We start from the raw sequence: 18857 nt of genomic DNA, 5'->3' as shown, positions 1-18857 counted from the left end.
CTTCGAGGGAGTAGACGTGACCATCCTGAACACCGAAACCCAACCGGCCGCGGCCGATACGGCCGCGCTGGTCGAGGTGCTGCGCGGCTTCGGCCCCGCCCGGATACCGGATCTGCTGCGGCGCTGCCAGCTCGGCGACCGGGACCTGCTACCGGTGCTCGGCGCCGCCCTGCGCAGCGGGCGCATCCAGCGCGCCGGCGACCGCTACTTCGTGGCCGAGACGCCCGAGCCCACTCCGGCCGGGCGCGCCACCGCCCTGTTCAACCCGCATGCCCGGCTCGACGAGCAGACCATCGAATGGTTGCGCCGACTGCGGGAATTGGCCGCGGGCCGCCCGCGCGAACACGTGGAATGGCATCAACGTCATGTCACCCTGCGCTCGGCGCTGCTGCGCCCGCTGTACATGCACTATCGCGGCGATGCGGTGGATCGCGACCTCACCTTCATCGGCGATGCCGACCTGAGCAGCATCGCGGCCTTCCTGATCGGCGGCTTCCGCAGCATCCGGGTGCTCGAGGCGGATCGGGCCGTGCTCGAATTCCTGATCCAGACCTTCCACGACCTCGACGCCGACGATGTACGGATCCGGGAATTCGATGCGCGGCAACCGCTTCCGGACGATCTGTACGACAGCTCGGATGTGGTCATCTGTGATCCGTCCCGGCGGCTGTACCGGTGCTTCTTCGCGCGCGCGGAGGAGCTGCTGCGTCCGGGCGGGGCGTTCTACACCTTCGTCAACCCGAGCCATTCCCCCGACACCGGGCAGTTCCTCTTCCAGCGTGACGCCATCGCCGCGGGCTGGGTGCTCACCGATTCCGTGCCCGTCCTGAACGAGACCGCCTTCCGGGCGGGGGTGCTGTCGCCGGAGGACCAGGAGAACTATCCGTTCCCCGACAATGCCGACGACGCCATCTCTTTCACCGAGACGCTGGTGCGCTTCGTGCGGGGTCCGGGCGCGGCGGCCGAGGAAGAGATCCGGCGCACGGTCCACGACCGCGAGGACTGACATGCCCCCGAAATCGCACCCGCCGCGGTGGGGCCTGGCGCGGGTCGTGGTGCTGCGTCAGGCGGGATTCCCGATCGAGTTGCTCGATCCGCTGGTGGCGCCCGAACTGACCGCACGGGCGAGCGCGCTGGCCCGGCGCCGGACCGAGGCCCGCGAGCTGGCGACCCGGCTACGGGCCGAGCTGCGCGGCGTCCGCGGGCCGGGCGGACACGGTATCCACCACCGTCTCAACGCCTTACGCGCCCTCACTCCGAACGATCTCGACGTTGCGGGGGCGGGAACCGGGGACGCCGGTGTCCTGGCCGCGGAATACCAGGGGACCGTAGCCGGCATCGAAAGCGATGAACGGAACTATCGCACCGCCTTCGACCAACGCCTGCACTCGGATCGGCGGCGGGTGGCGGCGATGTTCGCCGAGGATGACGCGCTGCGCCAGGTACTGCTGGTCGCCAACAGCGCCAAGTACGAGCAGTTCTCGCGCTGGCTGGCGGGGAACGACGATCTCGACGGCAAGCGCGGGCGCACGATGACGGATCTGCTGGCCATGTATCTGCAACGGGTGGCCGGCAAGGGCGAGTCGCATGCGCATTTCGGCCCGATCACGGTCGGCCGCATCACCGATCGGCCCGAAGCCGGCTGGACCGGAGTCGATCCGCCGACGCATTACGCATGGCTCAATCATTGGTCGGTGTCGAGGCTGGCGGAGTCCGCGGCCGCCGATCCGGCGCTGCACGGCCTGCTGCGACCCCGCCGTCACCCCTGGGCGTTCAGCGGCCCGGATTGCGTGGCGCTGTACGCCGATCGGGCGGTCCGGGAGTTCCGGCCGACCGACGCCGAGGACTGGCTGTGGCAGCGGTGCGACGGCGAGCACACCATCGCGGATCTGCGTACCGCCTGGGATGCGCGGTATCCGCACGATGCGGGGCGCGCCGACGCCGCGCTGGAACGGATGACCGACGCCGGGATCGTGATCGCCGAATTCGAAGTCCCCGCGGGCGTCCGCACCCCGTCACACGTGCTGCTGCGCGGACTCGAACGGCTGCCCGGCGGCACGGCGGCCGAGGTGAGCGACCGGATCGCCGAATTGAACACCGGTATAGCGCGTTTCGCCCACAGCACCGGCACCGCAGGGCGGGCGGCCGCGCTGACGGCCGTGCGGCAGGGTTTCGAACACCTGACGAACTCCTCCCCCGACCGGCTCAGCGGCCGCTACTACGCCGACCGGACCGTCTTTCGCGAGAACGTGCTCAGCGGGCTGCGCGACCTGCGGCTCGGAAAAGCGTTCGCGGACTTCATGACCGGCGAGTTCACCGAGGTGTACGCCGTCGCCCTGGCCGCGCCGCGGCTGCGCATGCGCGGCGAGACCGAGATCCTCGCCCGCTGGCTGCGCGACCGCTTCGGCGCCGACCGGGCCGTGCCCATGGATCGTCTCTACCGCCGATTCCACACGGACCGTGCCGAATTGGCCGACGAGTGCGCGAAGGTCGCGGACCGCGCCGCCCGCCTCGAGGACGACCTGCTCGCCACCTTGCTCGAGGGCGCTCCGGACGGCGCGCACGAGGTGGTACTGCCGGCCGGCCGCATGCGCGAGATCGTGCGCGCCCTGCCGGACGGACCGGCCGCGGTACTCAATCCCGATGTGCAGCTCGCCGCCCCGGACCCGGAAGCGGTGGCGGGCGGGAATTTCCGGGCGGTGGTCGGTGACTTCCACGCGGTGCGCGAACTGCTCACCCAGACGCCGTACGCGGCGCTCATCGAGGACGAGGCCCCCGAGGTGACCGAGGAGGTGTACGCCGGACTGCGGAGCCTGCTCGACGAGGATGAGGTGCTGGTCGATCTCTCCCGCAATGTCCGGGCCGTACGACTCGTGCTGCCGTGTCACGACCTGACGATCCGGGACCGCTCCCCCAAACCGCCGGGGCAGGTGCTGCATCCGTCCGATCTGTCCGTGGTGCTGCGCGGCGACCGGCCGGAACTGCGCGCCCGCGGCGTCGACGGCCGGCTGCGCCTGACCGCGCCGCCGGCCAGTGCGCTGAGCCTGGCCGAGGATCCGTTGTTCCCGTTCGCCTTTCCGCGCCGCTCCGGTGGTCCGGCGCTGGATCCCGGCTCCCGCACCCACCTGCCGCGCATCCGTTGCGGGCGGGCGGTGCTGATGCGCGAACTGTGGCGGATCCCGGGCGATCGGTTCCGATCGCCCGGCAGTGCGCCCGATCCGGCCGCGGAATACCGTGCGGCACAACGGCTGCGCGCCGAGTTCGAGCTGCCGCGGCACGTCTTCGCCCGCGTCGCCGGGGAGCCGAAACCGATCTATCTCGACTGGGATGCCCCGCTGCTGGTGCGGCAACTGTTCCGGTTGGCCCGCCGCAGTGCGGAACCGGTGACGGTGACGGAGATGTATCCGGCGCCCGGGCAGCTGTGGCTGCGCATCGGCGGACGACATCACGTCAGCGAAGTCCGCGCGGCCGTCTTCTCGCCCCGGCCACCGCTCTCCGAGGAAGGGGCGCAGCCGTGAACGACACGTTTCTGGTGCTCAACACCAAGGGTGTCCTGTCTCGCCTGCCGGAGTGGTTTCCGGACGCACGCCGCGAACTGGTGGTCGTGGGCACCCCGGCGACCCTGGCCGGTTCCGGGCTCGACGACCCCGCAGCCCATTTCCGGCATGTGCATACGATGGCCGGCTTGCACGGCGCTCGAGCCGGTGCCGAGATCGTCGAATTGTGCCGCCGCTTCGCCGTCACGCGCATCCTGTCCACGGGTGAACGGGAGGTGCTGCCCGCGGCCCGGCTGCGTGGCCGGCTCGGGCTGCCCGGCCAGGGTCTGGCCTGCGCCGGCGCCTATCGGGACAAGTTCGTGATGAAGACGATTGCGGCTGCCGCGGGAATACCGGTGGCGCCCATGCGCCAGGTGGCCGACTCCGCAGCGCTGCGCGAGTTCGCCTGCGAAGCCGGATTTCCGGTGGTGGTCAAACCGCTCGACGGCGGCGGCTCCGCGGGCGTCCGTGTCTTCGGTGCTGCCGCCGAACTCGAAAACGCGCTCGGTGCACGGGATTCGCTGCCATGGCCGGAACCCGTACTCGCGGAGGCCTGGATCGAGGGCAGCGTCTATCACGTCAACGGCTTGATGGGTGCGGGCGCTGTGGTGACCGCGCATCCGTCGCTGACGCCGCATTCCAATTGGCGGTCCCTTCGTTTCGCCGTTCCGGCCATGAGCGCGATGCTCCCGGAGGACGATCCGATGGCCCCGCGCCTGCTCGAGCTGACCGAACGAGTGATCGCGGCACTGCCTCCGGTGCCCGGGGCGTGCGCCTTCCACGCGGAGTTCTTCCACACGCCCGAGGACCGGCTGGTGCTGTGCGAGATCGCCTGTCGCGCCGGGGGCGGGGAGATCGTGCCCACGCACGAGGCCGTGTTCGGGGTGAACCTGCACGGCGCGAGTCTGCTCGGGCAGGCGGGCCGCAACCCGCCGCGCTACGGCGTACCCCGTGGACCCCGGCAGGGCTTCGTCAACTTTCCGCCGGCGCGCGGTGTGCTGCGCCGGATTCCGCGGCGATGCCCGCTGCCGAATGTGCTCACCTATGCCGCCTCCGGTGAGGTCGGCCGGGCCTATGAGAACGCCTCGAGCCTGGGGACGTTCGTCGCCGGCTTGACGCACACCTTGCACACCCCCGATGTGCGCTCGGAACTGCACGAAATCGAACAGTGGTGGGAACGAAACACGGTCTGGGAGAACTGAATGGATTGGCCGGAGACGGCCGGCATCGCCGGGCTCGGAATACACGCAGCAAGCGCGTCACGGGGACAGATAGTGGGCGATATCGCGCTGGACGCGCTCGCCGCCTGGACCGATAACCAACACACGTCCCGTTCGCCGGGGCGATTCCCTTTCGGCGCGGTGCTCGATCATTACCACGCGGTGGGCAGGCATTTCGCCGCGACGACCGTGGTCGGCGCACTGACCGAGATCCTCGGATCGGTGGCGCAGACGCCGGAGACACGACGGTTCACCATGTGGCTGCGGTCGGCGACGGATCAGGCCGGGGGTGACTATTCCGGCTACTCCGGCCTGACCCTGCTGGATGATTTCATCGCCACCGCGGGGGCCGATCGGCGCGGTGAGACCGCCGATGCGCTGGCGCTGGCGGCGCTGACGGACCTGCTCCACACCGAGATCGAGGCGTTGACGGCCGCGCCGGTGCACCGGCAGTATCAGCGCACGCGCGCGGCCGCACTGGCCCTGTGCCGCGCGGCGGATCTGGCGCCGCTCGGGCGCATCGACGCCACGGGCCTACAGGATCTACGCGCGCTGTTACGCGCCGATTCCAGTGATCCCATCCCGGCGCTGATCCGCGGGGCGGCTCGGCTCGCCGACGGCGCCGACCCGGCCGATCAGGCGCGAGACCTGCTGCGGCTCACCATGATGCCGGTCACCATCCTGCACGACGAGGTGATGTTCATCCGCCTCATCCAGGTCTTCGAGATGCAGTACATGCGCTGTCTGTGGGCCCTGGAGGCGGCGACCGAGGCACTCCAGGCGCGCGACGCGGGTACCGCGCTGCGCGAACTCACCGCGGTGTCCGCCCGGCTGGCGGCGCAGCCCGCCCTGTTCCACGTCCTCACCACGATGCCCCGCTCGGCCTTCGCGGTGATCCGGAAATACACCCAGGGCCGCAGTGCGGTGCAGTCCCGGAGTTATCGGGAGATGGAATCCACTGCGGCGCCGGCACTCTGGAAGGTCTTCCTCGAGTACGGCGAGTACAGCGACTCCACGGAGCGCGCCGCCCTCGGGACCGCCCTGCGTACCGTGGACCGCGGCTGGCGCGCCATGAAGAAGACGCACTGGGGAATCACACTGAAGATCATCGGCGAGGTGCCCGGCACGGGCGGCACCTCCGGCGCGAGCTATCTGCGCCTCAGAGCGGACGAGCCGCTTTTCCCCGCAGCCGGAGCGTGACGGCGTACTTGGCGCCCTCCTGCTCGACATGCTCTATCCACCAGGGCGTTTCGGCCACGAGGGCGCGCAGTTCGCCGACCGACGGGAACAGGTAGTCGAACCACGGGGAGGCGATCCGGTCGTAGCGGATGCGCATGCGCAGCTGCCCGCCGAGCCGGCCGCGGGACCGGTTCCGATTCCGGTAGTCCGAGGTGTCGTGATCATCGGACAGATAGGGGTCGATGCTGGTGCCGATCAGGCGGGCGTTCGGCGCCGCGACCGAGGCGAGCCCGGCGAGTACCGCCTCGGCGCGCCCGGGCCCGCCCAGAATGCCGATATTGTTGCCCAGCAACAGGATCGTGTCGAACCGGCCGAGGCCGGCCGGCAGTTCGTCCACGCCGCAGAGTTGGGCGCGCACCCCGCGTGCGCGCGCCACCTCGATCGCGCCCGGTGACGAGTCGATACCCAGCACCTCCTCGGCGTGGCCCGCCACCACGAGCGCATGCCGCCCGGCTCCGCACCCGACGTCGAGCACCCGGCCGGCGGCCTGCTCGCAGGCCCATCGATCCAGCCGGCTCATCTCCGCCCAGGCGGTGAACCATTTGCCGACATCACTGGCGCGCAGGAAACCATTGTCCCGCTCCACATATTCCAGGACGGCTTCCGAGCCGCCGGTCGACCAATACCGCAACAGCGCCTGGCCGAAAGCATCGCCAGGGGTCGGTCCGTCGTGGATATCGGGTTCGAAATCGTTCAGCACGCGCGTCCTCCGAGTTCGTTTCCTGTGGCGCCGCGGTAGTTCCACCGCACCTTCCCATGCGCCGGCGCCGGTCCACCCCGAAAGGCGCCGAATTTCCCTATAGGGCAGATGTTTCCGCGCTTTCGTGCGCGAATACCTTGTAGCCGTTGATAGCTCGAATCCGCTGAGATGTACTGAACTGGCGCCGGAACGGTTCGGCCTAGCCATCCCCCAGCCTCGAAAGCATGCGATGAAGACAGGTTCGCCGAGTCCGGCCCGGTGCGGTGACGGCAACGCATTGTTGTCACTGCACCCTCAGCGTCCGTATGGAATGGATGAAGAATGAGCTGGCCCGTTCGCATCGATTTCACGGCGGCCGAGCAGCATGCGCTGCGCGTCGCCGCCGAATTTCGAACCGCGGCCGAGCCGGCCGAGCATGAGGCGCAGCGCGCCACACTGGCCCGGGCGCTGCAATCGGCGCCGTCACTGCATCGGACGTTCACCGATCTGGTCGCCATCGTGCGGGAATCCGGTGCGGTGATCGTCGCGGGCACACCGCTGGACGACGGCGTCCTGATCGCGGTGTCGAGCCTGCTCGGCCCGGTCACCGCGGAGGGCAACGGCTCGCCACCGGGGCGGCTGGTCTACGACCTGATCAGCGGGCCGGAATCCGGTTACGACCCGGAGGCGCTACCGCTGCACACCGACTCCGTGTTCGAGGCCCGCCCGCATCCCTTTATCGGGCTGGCCGCGGTGCGGCCCGGCGCGGACGGTGACGGTCTCACCACCCTGGCGCGCGCCGATCGGGTCGCGGCCCGTATCGAGGCCATCCATCCGCGACATCTGGAGTTGTTGCACGACAGCTGCTTTCCCTTCGCGAAGATTCGCGACGGCGCCGCCGAGGTGCGCACCCGCGCCATTCTGACCGGGGCGGGGACGGAGGTGGCGGCCGTCTTCCACGGCCGTCACCTCCGGGAGGGGATGAGCCTGCGCCCCGAGGCCGTCGACGGTGAACACCGGACCGCGCTCGGGACACTGGAATCGGTGCTCGACGATCCGGGCACCGCCACCACCGTGGCATTGCGGACCCAGGATCTGTTGCTGACCGACAACCGGCGCGTGCTGCACGGCCGGACGGCCGTGCGTTCCGAGGACGCCACCCGGCATGTCAAACGACTCAAGATGACCGATTAGTCACTCTCCCCGAAAACGGCTGGCAGCAAAGCGTTTTCCCGCCGACCGCGCGGCTCCGTTGCGCATCGTGCAATCTTCACTCGCCCGGACAAAGCCTTCAAATGAAAGTAAACTTCCGTCCGGCGGGGTGGGGTTGGCCGCGTCGGAGGCGAGGATTCGTTTGCTAGCACAGCAGGATTCAGACGGTGCAGGGGCCGGGATCCTTCGGTTGCATGTGCTCGGACCGGTGGAAGTGTGGTTAGGGGACGAACGGCTCGACATTGCCGCGCCGCAACAGTTGACGGTGCTCGCCATGCTCGGAATCGAATCGGGATGTACGCTCTCGACGCGGTGGCTGGCGTCGCGCCTGTGGGCCGACCAGCAGCCGTCCTCGGCGAGCGGGGTGTTGCGCAATCATGTGCTGGCCCTGCGACGGCAGTTCGATGCCCACGGTCATCCGGGCGCCGGATCCCGGTGGCTCGCCTCGACCCGGGGCGGCTACCGGCTGACCGTACCGGTGGAATCCGACGCGAACGCGATAGAGCGGCTGATCACGACCGCCGAATCCGATCGCAGTGCGGGCGCGGCCGAGGACGCGAAGGCGAAACTCGCGGCAGCGCTGCGCCTGTGGCGCGGCGACCCGCTGGTCGGCCTGCCCGGGCCGTGGGCCGAACAGGAGCGCACCCGGCTGCGCAGGCTGCGATCGGGTCTCCGGGGGACCTCGGTGGCCGTCGCGCTCGATCTGGGCCAGTACACAGCGGCAGCGGCCGAGCTGGAGACACTCATCGCGGCCGAGCCCCACAACGAGCGCTGGCACGAGCTGCTCATGGTCGCGCTGCACGGCAGCGGGCGGCGGGCCGAAGCCCTCGCGGTGTACCGGAAGGCGCACCGGCTGCTCACCCGAGAGCTGGGCCTCGAACCCGGCCCGCGACTCGCGCGATTACATCAGGAGATCCTCTCCGCCGAGCCGTCGGCGCCCGACCGGACGGACGAAACCCACCAGGCCGGAACAGAAGTCGCGGTATCGGCGTACGTACCCGCCCAGCCGCCCGCCGACATCGCCGATTTCACCGGACGTGAAAGGCTGGTCCGGGAACTGACGGAGCTGCTCACCGCGGACACCGACCAGCGACCGGTGGTCGCGATCACCGGCATGGGCGGTATCGGAAAGACCACGCTCGCCGTGCATCTCGCCCATCGGCTACGGAAGCACTATCCGGACGGCTCACTGTATCTCGACCTCGGCGGCACGGACGAGCATCCGTACTCGGCCGATATGCTGCTCGCGGTCGGATTACGCTCGATCGGGCTCGACCCCGGCGAACTACCCGCAGAGCCCAGCGAGCGAGCCACCCTGTGGCGCAATGTCGTAGCGGGCAGGCGCATGCTGCTGATCCTCGACAATGCGCGCGACATCGACCACCTCACCCCGCTGCTACCCGGCACGGGGGCCGCGGCGGTACTGGTCACCAGCCGTTCGAGCCTGGCGGAACTGTTCGGCGCCCGGCTCGTCCCCCTGGACGTCCTCGCCCCGGAGGAGGCGTGGGCCCTGCTGGAACGCATGGTCTCCGCGCAACGCGTGTCCGACGAACCCGATGCGGCACAAGAGATCCTGCACGCCTGCGGCCGGCTGCCCTTCTCGCTGCGCATCGTCGGCGCCCGGCTCGCGAGCCGGCCCACCTGGCGGCTCGCGGCAGTGGCCACGCGACTGATCGACGAACGCGGCCGGCTGGCCGAACTCACCGTCGGCAATACCAGCGTGGAATCCGTGTTCCGGCACGGGTATCGCCAGCTCACCCCCGAACTCGCCCGGGCCTTCGTCCTCATCGCGCTCTCGGACGCACCCGACCTGCCGATCGCCGCCATCGCCGCCCTGCTGGACCGGGAGCCGGCCGAGGCCGAGCGCCTCTGCGAGACACTGGTGGATCTGAGCATGTTGCAGACACCGGAACTGGGCCGCTACCGCTATCACGATCTACTGCGGCTGTTCGCCCGCGGTGTGGCAGACCGAGCACAGCAACAGGAGTGGCCGCGGGCCCTGCACCGGCTGCTCGACTTCTATCTCGCCACCGCGAAGAACATTGTGGAACTACGCGATCCGGGCGTCAGCACCTGTTACTACGCCGAGACCCTCGCGGCCGGTCTGCGGTTCACCGGCGAACAGCAGTGCACCGCATGGGCGATGACCGAACGCTTCGGCTTGATCGCGTTGTACCGGCAGGTCGCCGACCTCCCGGTGGCCCGAACCCGCACGCTCGCCGTCGATCTCGCGCTGGTGCTCGCCATCGGCGGCGACGCGGGCGAACATCTGCCCCAGGTGGCGGACGCCCTCGAGGTGCTGAACCGGGCCGCCGAGGAGGACGGCGACCGCCGCACCATGGCCCGGGCGCAACTCGCGGCGGCCATCGCCCGGCTGGTCGGCATGGGAGATCTGCGCGCCGTGCGCTCCCTGCGGCACGCTGGTTCGGCGCTGCGGGACCTCAACGATCCGCCCGGCGCCATCATCGCCGAGCAGATGCTCGGCACGGCCGCCGCCTATCAAGGGCAGGTGGACGTCGCGGTGCGGCACTTCCGGGGCGCCATCGAACTGGGACGCGAAACCGGTGGCCGCTGGGCCGAGGGCATGGGCTGGGCGACCATCGCCCGCGCCTACTGCGACGCCCGGCGCTGGCCGGAGGCGGTCGAGGCCGCGCAGCGCGCGCTGGCCATCGCCCGGCTGGTCGGCAGCCTACGGCTGGAGTCGATGGCATTGCACGAGCTGGGCTACGCGACACTGCATTACGGCGATCCCGGGACCGCCCGCGAACTGTGCGAGCAGGCGCTCAGGGTGGCCCGCCGGGACGGGCGGCGGCATCAGGAGGGCTGGGCACTGGCCCGGTTGGCCGAGGTGATCCTCTACAGCGGCGACGCCGAAGCAGCGGTCCCGATCGCCGCCGAGGCGGTGCGTGCACTCACCGAGGTCTCGGTTCCGGTACGACGACTGCGCGCCATGCGGGTCTACGGCCACGCACTGGCCGAGACCGGCCGCACCGAGGAGGCCGAACCGATCCTGCGCAAGGTCACCCAGCTCAGCCGTCGCATCGGCCTCTCCGCTCTCGACACCGTGGACACCGCGCGCCCCTACTGCCCGCCCGCCGCATCGGCAACCGGTGAACTCAGTGCAGGGTCAGGAAGCCGTCACTCACCAATGTCCTGATCGCATCCAGGTAGTCGGCGCTTCCGTCGGAAATGGCAGCCGCACTGAACCATTCGGCTGCCGCGGACTCCGCATGGCGCACCACGCGGACCGCCGGTGCGGACAGCGGGATGGCCTTGTGGTGCACGCGCAGCACCGGGCCCGCCGCGGTCTCGGTCAGCAGCGATCGAGTATCGGGGCGGCGGCGCACCGGGGTATCCGCGTCCAGGGTGGCCGCGCGCTCGAGGTCCAGCAGCTGATGTCGCAGGGCCGGACTGCCGTTCGACGTCGCCCGGTGTGCCGCCCGGGCGGTCAGCTCGTGCGGGGTCAGCCGCTCGCGCAACACCTCGACCAGTTCGGCGAAGGTCTGCCCGACCTGATCACGCAGCGCGTCGTCGCGGGTGAAACCGGCGGGCAGACCGCCACGGAAGCGGGCATCGGTGAGGATGATGTCCTGCACCGCGTCCGCGAGCACATGACCCCAGATCACGGGGTGCACGCCCAGCGTGACGTGCGCGGAGGCCGAGGCGCCGGTGGCCGCCGTGTGCAGGGTGCCGCGCGGCAGATAGAGCAGATCGCCTGCGTTCAGCTCGATCTCGCGGTCGAGGGTCGTCCCCTCCTGGGCGAACCCGAACGGCAGCTCGTGCAGCGGGAGTTCGTAGGGCGGATCACCCAGCTGCCACTGTTTGCTGCCGTGCACCTGGACCACGAACACGTCATGCCGGTCGTAGTGCGGTTTGAAGCCGCGTGACCCGGGCGGGGTCAGGTAGATGTTCATCCGCACCAGCGCGCCGAGCTCGGTCCCGAGCCGGCGAGCACTGCGCTGCAACGGTTCCCAGCGGTCGTGCGCGTAATTGAGCACCACGGTCGAGCCCGCGCGATACCGCTCGTACAGCGCCGCCAGCGAATTCGTGAGCGCATCACGGCCGCCCTGCGCGAGTTCACCGGGCTTCCAGGTCTTTCCGTCGGAGACCACCATGACATCCGACAGTGCCGCTCCCGCCATCGAGATCATGGCGTCGATATCGTCCAGGGTCAGGAAGCCGTCGTAATGGCCCGGATCGTCACGGCGGACCAGCAACGGCTGCCGCTCCCAGTACTCGGCACGGAACGTCTCGGGCGATATCGGGGCGAGCAGTGCGGTGAGGTCGAACTGCGTGCCCTCGGTATCGGTGATTTCGTGCACGGCCGTCATGGTCGCGTCTCTCCTTGTGTCGCAGGGGTGAATGCCGCCGATTCCAGCCGGGCCGCACAGGCCGCCACCAAGGCAGCCGGGATGCTGTCTAGCGAGGTGTGCAGACCGGGATTCGGATTGACCTCGCAGATCACGAACCCGCCGTCCGGACAGAACAACAGATCCACGCCCGCCACATCCAGACCCAGTGCGGCGGCGGCGCGCACGGACAAGGCCTCCGCCGCGGGATGCACACCGAGGAGCTGCTCGGGCAGGTAGGTTCCGGCCGGGTGGTAGGTACTCATACCGCCGTCGGTGGCCCGCGACTCGAAGGCCGCGACCGGGCGGCCGTCGACCACCACCACGCGCAGATCGCGGCCGTGCGAATACTCCAGGTACTCCTGGAAGAGGTAGGGCGAATCCTCGCGCAGGCTGCCGTGAATATCGCGCAGCAGCGCCGCGTCACGGGCGAGAAAGACCTGCAGGCCATTGTTTCCGCGGACCGATTTCACCACACACGGTTCCGGCACACCGGCGTCGATCACCTCGGACAACCGCGCGTCCGCGTAGGTGTGCGTATCCATGACCGGCAGGCCCGCGATCGCCAATTGCTGTAATTGCCAGAACTTGTTGACGCCGGCCGAAATCGCGTCCACCCCGTTCAGCAATACCGAGCCCATGAGCTCGAGCTGACGCAACAACGTCAGTTCCCGATCGGCCGACAACCTCGGCGTCGAGAGCCGCGAATGGACCACCCGGGGCGGGCACACCGGCCGACGCTGCAAGTCCTCCAGCACCAAGCGCCCGCCACGCACCCCCATCAGCAATTCGTGCGAACTCACGACACGACAGCGGTCGCCGAAGGACGCCTCGAAGGTATCGACAAGCCGGGCGAGTCCGGGACTGGTGTGCCGCGTCCGGCCGGGGCCGAAAAGCAACCAGACACCGGCCGGGATACGTTCCGGATCAAAACAATTCATCGCTGGTTCCTCGGTGGGAGCTGGTGGGAATCAAGTCAGGCGTGCCGCACAGGCGTCGACGATCGCGGGCGCGAGGCCGCCGAGGAAGGCGCGCAGGGCGGGATGCGGATTCACCTCGCAGATCGCGAATCCACCCGCCGGTCGATAGAGCAGATCCACCCCGGCCACCTGCATCGCGAGCGCGGCGGCGGCCCGCACGGCCAGCTCCTCGGCCTCGGGATGAGCACCGAGACACACCCGGTAGCTGCCCCCGCGCGAATGATTGGCGGTCAGCCCTCCGTCCGCCGACCAGCGCTCGTAGGCTCCCACCGCGCGCCCGTCGACCACCACCACCCGCAGATCGCGCCCGTGTGAATACTCCAGATACTCCTGGAAAAGGTACGGGGAATCTTCGTCGAGGCTGCCGTGGATATCACGGAGCAACGCCGGATCATGTGCGAGAAAGACGTTCTTACCACCGTTCCCACGCACCGATTTCACGACGCACGGGTGCGGAATATCGACGGCGACCACGTGTTTCAGCGCGGCATCGGCATAGGTGAACGTATCCATGACGGGCAGATCCGCGATCGCCAACTGCTGCAACTGCCAGAACTTGTTGACACCGGCCGTAATTGCCTCGATCCCGTTCAGCAGGACCGCACCCATCAACTCGAGCTGACGCAACAACGTCACCTCTCGATCGGCGGACAACCGAGTAGTCGACAAACGCGAATACACCACACGCGGCGGAGACACCGGCCGGCGCTCCAGATCCTCCAGTACCAGCCGCCCGGCGCGCACTCCCAGCAGCAGCCGACGGGAATCGACAATGCGGCAACGATTTCCGAATCGCTGCTCGAAGGCGCGCGCCAGTTCCTCGGATCCCGGATTGCTGTGGCGTCCGTACCCGGAGCCGAACAGCAACCAGACATCGGGCTCGACCGCGGTCGCATCTCCGGACATCACCACACTCCTCACCGCTCCGGCCGAGTCCCGGTCGACAACATCGAATTCACCTTTTCAACGCCTGCGGCAATCTTCTCCATGAATCCCGGAAGTGTGCCCGAAAGGGATACGGACGCTTCACCTTCGGGAATTCGCGTTGCGGCATCGCGGGAACTACAGAAAACTTCGGGGAACCGTCCGAGGGAAAGGATCTCGCGGGTGACCAAGGATAAAACGAATACATCCTGGTTGCGAAGACTGTTCGGCTACGCCCTGCGATTCCCCGGCGACCTGCTGGTGGGATTCGGTGCGGCGCTGGCGGCGACCGCGGTCTCGGTGGCGGTTCCGCTCGTCTCCAGGCTCGTGATCGATGACGCCATCACCGCGCATCGGCGCGCACTGGCGCCCTGGATTTTCGTCCTGCTGGCCGCGGCGGTCGCCGTCTACGTGCTGACCTATCTGCGCCGCTACCAAGGCGTTCGGTTCGCGCACGCGGTCCAGCACGAACTGCGCATGGACGTCTTCCGGGCCATGCTGCTGATGGACGGCCCGCAGCAGGACCGCGCGAGCACCGGCCGGCTGATCGGCCGCCTCGGCAGCGATCTGCAACTCGTGCAGAGCATGTTGTACATGCTGGCGCCCGTCACCGCGAACGCGCTCATGCTGCTGCTCTCGCTGACGGTCATGTGCTCACTGTCCCCCGTACTCACCCTGGTCGCACTGCTGGTCCTGCCCGCGCTCTGGTTCATCGCGCAGCGCAGCCGACGAAGAATGCTGCCCGCCACGCAATACGCACAGGAGCAGACCGCGGCCGTCACCGAGGTCGTGGATGCGGCGGTGTCCGGGGTACAGGTCGTCAAGGGCTTCGGACAGGACCGGCAGGAGCAGGCCAAACTGCTCGCGGTCAGCCGCCGGCTGTACCGGGCGCAACTGCGGGTGGTCGGCCTCGACGCGCGCTACAGCCCGGCACTGCGCAGCCTGCCGGCACTGGGACAGGTCGCCATGGTCGGGCTCGGCGGGTGGATGGCCGCGCAGGGACACATCACCCTGGGCACCTTCGTCGCGTTCTCCACCTACCTCGCGCAATTGTCCTGGCCCGCACGGAATGTCGCGGGAATGGTCACCACCGTGCAGCGCGCACGAGCGGGCGCGGCGCGCATCTTCGAACTGATCGACAGCCGCCCGGCGGTGGTCGACGGCGCCGTGCCGCTGCGGCCGGACGCCCCCGCGACCATCGAATTCGACTGCGTCGGTTTCGGATACGATCCACAGCGCCCGGTGTTCCGGGAGCTCGCGCTGCGTGTCGATCCCGGGGAAACCCTCGCCGTCGTCGGCGCTCCCGGCAGCGGGAAGTCGACGCTGGCACTGCTGGCCACCCGGTGCTACGACACCCTCGGCGGCGCCGTCCGCGTCGGCGGGCGGGACGTGCGCGAGCTGACGCTCGACTCGCTGCGCGCGAATATCGGCGTGGTTCCGGAAGAGACGTTCCTCTTCTCCGGGACGATCGCGGACAATATCGCCTACGGACGGCCGGACGCGACACCGGAACGGATCCACGCGGCCGCCCGCGCCGCACACGCGGACGAGTTCATCGCCCAACTGCCCGAAGGCTATTCGACGCCGGTCGGCGCGCGCGGACTGACACTGTCGGGCGGGCAACGCCAGCGCATCGCACTGGCCCGCGCGCTGCTCACCGAACCCCGGCTGCTCATTCTGGACGATCCGACCTCCGCGGTGGACGCCACCGTCGCCGCCGACATTCACGGTGCGCTGCAAGAGATCACCGCGCATCGCACCACCTTGCTCATCGCCCGGCGCCGGTCCACGCTCGCGCTGGCGGATCGGATCGCCGTCCTCGACGACGGGCGGATAGTGGACCTGGGAACCGCCGAGGAACTGGAGGAACGCTGCGGGATCTACCGCGAGCTGCTCACGCCCCTGGACGAGGCCGAGCCACCACCCGTCGCACCCGGGCCGACGCACACCGCAGGATCCAACCTCACCACATCGGAACCGCTTCTCTCCCAAGGGTTCGGCCCGAGTCCGGACAAGAGTCACGGGACGGACCTGAGCGAACTCATCCGCGGCTTCCGCGGCCCGCTCGCACTGAGTCTGGGGCTCATCGCCCTCGACACAGGTGCCGGGCTGCTCCTCCCCTTGCTCATCCGGCACGGCATCGACTCCGGCGTCCGCCGACATATGCTGCCCGAATTGTGGATTGCCACACTGGCGGGCCTGGGGACGGTGATCGTCCAGTGGACCGCACAGGTGGGGGCTGCGCGGCTCACCGGGCGCACGGGAGAACGGGTGCTGTTCACGCTCCGGTCGCTGATATTCACGCGCACACAGCGTTTCGGGCTCGATGCTTACGAGAACGATGCCGGTGGGCGGATCATCACCGCGATCACCACCGATGTCGATGCTATCGTGTCCTTCCTGCGAACCGGTCTGACCACCGCCCTGATCAGCGCGGTCACCTTCGTCGGGATCTTCGGCATGCTGCTGGTCATCGATGCGGGGCTGGCCCTCCCCGTGCTCGCCACCCTGCCGCTGCTGGCCGTGGCCACCTGGCGCTTCCGGCGGGCCTCCGCCGGCACGTACCGGCAGGCGCGGGAACGCATGGGCAACGTCACCGTCACGCTCCGCGAGCACTCGGCCGGCTTGCGGATCGTGCAGCTCTTCCGCGCCGAACACGGTGGGGCACAACAGTTCTTCACCCACAGCAACGACTATCTGACCGCGCGGGTACGCGGTCAGCGACTGATGGCGCTGTACTTTCCGTTCGTCCAACTACTGTGCAGCGTGGCGCAGGCGCTGGTACTGGTCATCGGCGGGCATCGAGTTCAGGCGGGCACCCTGTCGGTCGGCGCACTGGTGGCCTATCTCCTCTACATCGAACTCTTCTTCGCGCCCGTGGATCAGCTCTCGCAGGTGTTCGACACCTATCAGCAGGCCCGGGTCTCCTCCGGGCGGATTCGCGAATTGCTGGCCGCGCCGAGCGCCACCCCGGCCGCGGCGGCGCCCCGGCCGGTCGCCGCCCTGCGCGGTGAAATCCGTTTCGAGGCAGTCCAATTCCATTACCGATCGCGAGCAGCCCACGCACTGGCGTGCATCGACCTCACCATCCCCGCCGGGCAGACCGTGGTCTTCGTCGGCGCCACCGGCGCAGGAAAATCCACCCTCGTCAAGCTGGTCGCCCGCTTCTACGACCCCACCGCCGGCACCGTCCGAGTCGACGGCCACGACCTCCGCGACCTCGACCTGGACGCCTACCGCCACAGACTCGGCATCGTCCCCCAAGAGCCCTACCTCTTCGCCGGCACCGTCCGCGACGCCATCGCCTACGGCCGAATGAACGCCACCGACACCGACATCGAACACGCGGCCCGCGCAGTCGGCGCCCACACCATGATCACCGCCTTCGAAGGCGGCTACCACCACGTCCTCACCGCCGGCGGCCGCAACCTCTCCACCGGCCAACGCCAGCTACTCTCCCTGGCCCGAGCCCAACTGGTGAACCCCGACATCCTCCTGCTCGACGAGGCCACCTCCGCCCTCGACCACACCACCGAAAACCGAATCCGCCAAGCCATCACAGCCCTCGCCCGCCGGCGCACCACCCTCATAGTCGCGCACCGCCTCACCACCGCCCCGCACGCCGACCGCATCATCGTCCTCGACCGAGGCCACATCATCGAAGACGGCACCCACCACACCCTCCTCACCCACCAGGGCCCCTACGCAACCCTCTGGAACGCCTACAGCGCCAACACCCTTTGCGTTGCCGTACCCGGTTTCGGAAAAGAAGGCGGAACATTTCCTCGCGCGTAATTGTTTCCGGTCCCGTGCGTTGCGAGGGTTGAACGCAACGGACGGAAACGGCATCGAGGATGAGGGATGACGACGCGAGCATTGGTAATCGGCGGTGGCGGTGTGGCTGGTATCGCTTGGGAGACGGGCGTGCTGGCCGGATTGGGTGAGGCCGGGATTGCCGTGACCGATGCCGATGTGGTGATCGGTACGTCGGCGGGGTCGACCGTCGCGGCGCAGGTGACCAGCGGGCTCACGCTGGCGGAACTGCTTGCGCGGCAGGTGGATCCGGACTTGCAGGCCCACGAACTGGTGCCGGAGATCTCGCTCCCGGCGCTGTGGGAGACGATCGGCAAGATCGGCGCCGAGGCCACCGATGTCGATGACGCGCGACGCCGGTTCGGTGAGCTGGCGATGTCGGCGAAGACCGTGACCGAGGCAGAGCGGCGCGCGGTGATCCTGGATCGTTTGCCGAACCATGAGTGGCCGCAGCGGCGCCTGGTGATTCCGGCCGTGGATGCGGCGACGGGGCGGCCGCGCGTCTTCGGCAAGGAGTCGGGTGTGGGTCTGGTCGATGTGGTGGCGGCCAGCTGCGCGGTGCCGGGGATCTGGCCGACGACATCGATCGAGGGCCGGCGCTACCTCGACGGCGGCATCCGGTCGAACGAGAATGCCGATCTGGCCGCGGGATTCGACCGAGTACTGGTGCTGAGCGTCATGGACATGCCCGGGGCCGCACAATGGGGCATCGACCTGGACTCGCAGGTCGCGACCCTGCGGGCGCACGGGAGCCGGGTCGAGGTGATCCGGGCCGACGCAGCCGCCATAGCCGCCTTCGGGCCGGACCCCTTGGATCCCGCCTCCCGCACGCCCTCCGCGGCAGCCGGACTCGCCCAGGGGCGCACCGAAGCCGCTCGGGTACGCGAACTTTGGGCCTGATCGGC

The 18857-nt window shown here is 69.1% G+C and carries 12 protein-coding genes; 8 read left to right on the top strand and 4 right to left on the bottom strand.

Annotated features, from left to right (window positions below; genetic code table 11):
• Nucleotides 1–16: 16 nt before the first annotated feature.
• The 4 genes from ACIP5Y_RS36620 to ACIP5Y_RS36605 are packed head-to-tail and all read left to right on the top strand — an operon-like array spanning nt 17 to nt 5956.
• On the top strand, nt 17–1006 hold the full coding sequence (locus ACIP5Y_RS36620) for a bis-aminopropyl spermidine synthase family protein (RefSeq protein WP_400357009.1): 990 nt from the start codon (nt 17–19) through the stop codon (nt 1004–1006).
• Nucleotide 1007: 1 nt separating this feature from the next.
• Nucleotides 1008–3518 (top strand): lantibiotic dehydratase, encoded by a 2511-nt coding sequence (locus tag ACIP5Y_RS36615; protein ID WP_400357008.1) that lies wholly within the window; start codon nt 1008–1010, stop codon nt 3516–3518.
• Complete coding sequence (locus tag ACIP5Y_RS36610) at nt 3515–4738, top strand: acetyl-CoA carboxylase biotin carboxylase subunit family protein (RefSeq protein WP_400357007.1); 1224 nt, start codon at nt 3515–3517, stop codon at nt 4736–4738. The genes ACIP5Y_RS36615 and ACIP5Y_RS36610 overlap by 4 nt, the downstream gene beginning before the upstream one ends.
• On the top strand, nt 4739–5956 hold the full coding sequence (locus ACIP5Y_RS36605) for a hypothetical protein (RefSeq protein WP_400357006.1): 1218 nt from the start codon (nt 4739–4741) through the stop codon (nt 5954–5956).
• Here the strand turns inward: ACIP5Y_RS36605 and ACIP5Y_RS36600 are convergent.
• A complete protein-coding gene (locus tag ACIP5Y_RS36600; RefSeq protein WP_400357005.1) occupies nt 5916–6695 on the bottom strand; it encodes a class I SAM-dependent methyltransferase in 780 nt (259 codons plus the stop codon). The two genes, ACIP5Y_RS36605 and ACIP5Y_RS36600, sit on opposite strands and share 41 nt — an antisense overlap.
• A 321-nt stretch (nt 6696–7016) precedes the next feature.
• Between ACIP5Y_RS36600 and ACIP5Y_RS36595 the strand changes: the two genes are divergently transcribed.
• Both ACIP5Y_RS36595 and ACIP5Y_RS36590 read left to right on the top strand, forming a co-directional pair.
• The gene (locus ACIP5Y_RS36595; RefSeq protein WP_400357004.1) at nt 7017–7868 is read left to right on the top strand and encodes a TauD/TfdA dioxygenase family protein; all 852 of its coding nucleotides are present in this window, start codon (nt 7017–7019) and stop codon (nt 7866–7868) included.
• Nucleotides 7869–8094: 226 nt separating this feature from the next.
• Nucleotides 8095–11043: an AfsR/SARP family transcriptional regulator gene (locus ACIP5Y_RS36590; RefSeq protein WP_400357003.1), complete on the top strand. Its 2949-nt coding sequence runs from the start codon at nt 8095–8097 to the stop codon at nt 11041–11043.
• Here the strand turns inward: ACIP5Y_RS36590 and ACIP5Y_RS36585 are convergent.
• Genes ACIP5Y_RS36585 through ACIP5Y_RS36575 form a run of 3 tightly spaced genes read right to left on the bottom strand, consistent with a single transcriptional unit; the run spans nt 11003 to nt 14121 of the window.
• Nucleotides 11003–12217 (bottom strand): cupin domain-containing protein, encoded by a 1215-nt coding sequence (locus ACIP5Y_RS36585; RefSeq protein ID WP_400357002.1) that lies wholly within the window; start codon nt 12215–12217, stop codon nt 11003–11005. The genes ACIP5Y_RS36590 and ACIP5Y_RS36585 overlap by 41 nt on opposite strands.
• A complete protein-coding gene (locus ACIP5Y_RS36580) occupies nt 12214–13176 on the bottom strand; it encodes a RimK family alpha-L-glutamate ligase (RefSeq protein WP_400357001.1) in 963 nt (320 codons plus the stop codon). The genes ACIP5Y_RS36585 and ACIP5Y_RS36580 overlap by 4 nt, the downstream gene beginning before the upstream one ends.
• Before the next feature lie 30 nt (nt 13177–13206).
• Nucleotides 13207–14121 (bottom strand): RimK family alpha-L-glutamate ligase, encoded by a 915-nt coding sequence (locus ACIP5Y_RS36575; protein WP_400357000.1) that lies wholly within the window; start codon nt 14119–14121, stop codon nt 13207–13209.
• A gap of 201 nt (nt 14122–14322) precedes the next feature.
• Between ACIP5Y_RS36575 and ACIP5Y_RS36570 the strand changes: the two genes are divergently transcribed.
• Complete coding sequence (locus ACIP5Y_RS36570) at nt 14323–17934, top strand: ABC transporter ATP-binding protein (RefSeq protein WP_400356999.1); 3612 nt, start codon at nt 14323–14325, stop codon at nt 17932–17934.
• A gap of 66 nt (nt 17935–18000) precedes the next feature.
• Nucleotides 18001–18852, top strand: a complete 852-nt coding sequence (locus ACIP5Y_RS36565) for a patatin-like phospholipase family protein (protein WP_400356998.1) — start codon at nt 18001–18003, stop codon at nt 18850–18852.
• Nucleotides 18853–18857: the final 5 nt, after the last annotated feature.

Source organism: Nocardia sp. NPDC088792 (genome assembly GCF_044750615.1).
In the GTDB taxonomy this organism is placed as follows: Bacteria; Actinomycetota; Actinomycetes; order Mycobacteriales; family Mycobacteriaceae; genus Nocardia.
Note: the sequence above shows the minus strand (reverse complement) of the source record. Positions and strands in the feature narration are given on the sequence as shown.

What these genes read in the sequence shown, in the direction of transcription:
- ACIP5Y_RS36615 (WP_400357008.1), top strand. Translation starts at nt 1,008, where the DNA reads ATGCCCCCGAAATCGCACCCGCCGCGGTGGGGCCTGGCGCGGGTCGTG.
- ACIP5Y_RS36605 (WP_400357006.1), top strand. Translation starts at nt 4,739, where the DNA reads ATGGATTGGCCGGAGACGGCCGGCATCGCCGGGCTCGGAATACACGCA.
- ACIP5Y_RS36595 (WP_400357004.1), top strand. Translation starts at nt 7,017, where the DNA reads ATGAGCTGGCCCGTTCGCATCGATTTCACGGCGGCCGAGCAGCATGCG.
- ACIP5Y_RS36585 (WP_400357002.1), bottom strand. Translation starts at nt 12,217, where the DNA reads ATGACGGCCGTGCACGAAATCACCGATACCGAGGGCACGCAGTTCGAC.
- ACIP5Y_RS36580 (WP_400357001.1), bottom strand. Translation starts at nt 13,176, where the DNA reads ATGAATTGTTTTGATCCGGAACGTATCCCGGCCGGTGTCTGGTTGCTT.
- ACIP5Y_RS36575 (WP_400357000.1), bottom strand. Translation starts at nt 14,121, where the DNA reads ATGTCCGGAGATGCGACCGCGGTCGAGCCCGATGTCTGGTTGCTGTTC.
- ACIP5Y_RS36565 (WP_400356998.1), top strand. Translation starts at nt 18,001, where the DNA reads ATGACGACGCGAGCATTGGTAATCGGCGGTGGCGGTGTGGCTGGTATC.